Below are 791 nucleotides of genomic sequence, written 5' to 3'. Positions count from 1 at the left end.
TGCCATCATCCTGACGCTGCAGGAGGGTTTCACGTTGCAGGTAATCGGCGATCAGCACCGGCCCCAGCAATACCGACATGCCGGCACTGGCCGGCTGAGCTGGACTTCCGCTGTCCAGCTGATACAGCGACACCGGCTGGTGTACGCTGCAACCCGCCAGGCCAAGAACGCCGGCGAGCAAGAAAACAAGAGGAAGGCGCAGAGCAGTCATCATCCCATCCAGGTGGCGGCCACAAGGCTAGCCACAGTGTAAATACTCAAAAAAAACCTGAATAACGCCCGGCCACGCCAGCGTTTGAAAGCGCATATCATCCGTGAATATGCGCCCTGACTCCAGTGTTGTAGCGTCGATCCTGCGCTTAAATCGCAGATCGAACGCTCTAGCCCGCCCTTAACTGAGAGGCTCTACCAACAACGCATCCACCCGCTGGAAGCCGCGAGGCAGTTTGTTGCCACGGCGCCCGCGCTCGCCTTTGTAGTGCTCCAGATCGTCAGCCTTGAGCGACAAGGTGCGCTTGCCAGCCTGCAGCACCAGGGTCGCGCCGTCCGGCAGCACCGCGATATCGGTGACGTACTCTTCGCGGCTGGCCACGCGCTCACCGGGAATGCCGATGATCTTGTTGCCCTTGCCCTTGCCCAGCTGCGGCAGGTCGCTGATCTTGAACACCAGCAGGCGCCCTTCGGTGGTCACCGAAGCCAGCCAGTTCTGTTCGCGATCGGCCACAGGCCGCGGCGCCAGCACCTTGGCGTTGTTCGGCAGGCTCAACAGCGCCTTGCCCGCCTTGTTCTTG

General features: G+C 61.4%; 1 protein-coding gene and 1 pseudogene. Both read right to left on the bottom strand.

The genetic code is table 11. The features are described 5' to 3' along the window. A pseudogene (locus F6S12_RS32415) lies at positions 1-211 on the bottom strand (hypothetical protein); the annotation flags it as partial. Positions 212-391: 180 nt separating this feature from the next. Further along, the coding region (locus F6S12_RS32410; RefSeq protein WP_315869943.1) for a DNA gyrase C-terminal beta-propeller domain-containing protein at positions 392-791 on the bottom strand (400 nt) is incomplete at its 5' end.

Origin of the sequence: Pseudomonas sp. JV245A (genome assembly GCF_032424515.1) — a bacterium.
GTDB classification, from domain to species: Bacteria; Pseudomonadota; Gammaproteobacteria; order Pseudomonadales; family Pseudomonadaceae; genus Aquipseudomonas; species Aquipseudomonas protegens.
The sequence above is the reverse complement of the archived record's forward strand: the minus strand, read 5'-3'. Positions and strand labels throughout refer to the sequence as shown.